At 65.8% G+C, this 1506-nt stretch carries 1 protein-coding gene; it reads right to left on the bottom strand.

Annotated elements, in window-relative coordinates; all coding sequences use genetic code 11:
• Positions 1-8 precede the first annotated feature (8 nt).
• Complete coding sequence (gene tnpC / locus ACWDKQ_RS36095; RefSeq protein ID WP_450143228.1) at positions 9-1403, bottom strand: IS66 family transposase; 1395 nt, start codon at positions 1401-1403, stop codon at positions 9-11.
• Positions 1404-1506: the final 103 nt, after the last annotated feature.

Here is a 1506-nt window from a genome sequence, read left to right as displayed (position 1 = left end):
GTAACTATTCACGTGGTTGGGAGAGGCGTTGGTCCCCAAGGGTTTCCTGTGACGGCGGCAGCGATGGCTTCGAAGGCGTTGATGCCGTGCTTGCGTGCGGTGGAGACGTAGCCGCGGATGCGGGCCCAGGCTTTCGCGCTGGCTTCTGATCGGAAGGTGCCGGAGATTTTCATCTGGGTCTTCGTTGGCCGGAGATCTCTCTCGGCTTGGTTGTTGGTGAAGGGGACGGTGAGATCGTGGGCGAAGCGCAGCACGTCGGCCTCCCGGTCGCGGAGGCGTTCCAGGAGGTTACGGGTCTTGGTCTGTTTTCGGCCGGGTCTGGCCGGATGTTGGGCCAGGCCGACGAGGATGGCGTGCTGCCAGTCGTGCAGCAGTGGGTCGATGATCTCAGGTGGGATGCGCGTTCTGCCCTGTTCGCGGGTGTGGTGGGCGGCGGTGTTCAACGCGAACAGCGCGTCGAGTGCTTGCTGGGGCCAGTGCTGGCCGGGGGCGACTTCGTCGGCGGCGACGAGTTCGCGGGCGATGTGCGCCCCGCAGAGCGCGTGGTCGCATGCGGTGTAGGAGTTGTAGGAAGCCCAGCAGTCGTGCACCACAATGCCCTGAAAGTCCGTGAGGACAGCAAGTTCGCTGATCGCGGGCCGGCCCCGGGACTTGTCGAGGTGGTAGGTGGTCAGCTTGTCGGTCGCCGCGACGTGCAGCCACCAGCGTGCTCCGGTGACCTTCGTGCCGGTCTCGTCGACGTGCAGAATGTGCGCGGCGGTCAGCAGGGTCCGGATCAGTGCCTCGACCTCGGTCAGCGTCGCGGCGGTGTCGCGCAGCACCTGACACACCCACCCGGCCGACGGCCGCGCTCCGGACAGATCCGTGACGAGTTCGACGACCCGGGCGACCGGCACATGCTGAAACACCAGCAGATACACCACCCACGCCCGCAGGTTCGGGCCATAGGAGGCGGGCGCGCCGGCCACCCCGACTGGCGCGGGCGCGGTGGTGATCTTCCCGCAGACGCAACGCCGTTGGTGCAACCGGTGCTCGGTGACCGTGGCCACCGCCGGGGCGATATCGGTGACCTGGCGTCGCACCACACCCGCTGGCGCGGCATCGTGCAGATCGGCGCCACAGCCCCGGCAACAGTCGGGAACATAATCGACGACCTCATTCGGGTCATCGATCAGCTGCAACGAAAACCCTTCCGTACCAGGCTGCTTCCCTGGTTTACGCCCGGTCTTACGGCGCAACGACCGCGGAGGAACGGTGTGCTCAGGACCGTCCGAGGACGGTGGTTGAGACGAGTTCCGCGAATTCTGCCCCACACGCCGTTTCAACTCGGCGTTCTCCGCCTCCAATTCGGCGTTACGGGCTTCCAGAGCAGCAACGCGGGACTCCAGTTCCTCCAGGCGCACAAGCAATCGCTCCAGCGACACACCCTCGGCACCTGACACCCCAAGATCATCTCAGACCGCCCGCCGCCACGACGAACGACCCACCAAGACCTGAACAGTTACA

This window comes from Saccharopolyspora sp. NPDC000995, from assembly GCF_053599315.1.
Note: the sequence above shows the minus strand (reverse complement) of the source record. Positions and strands in the feature narration are given on the sequence as shown.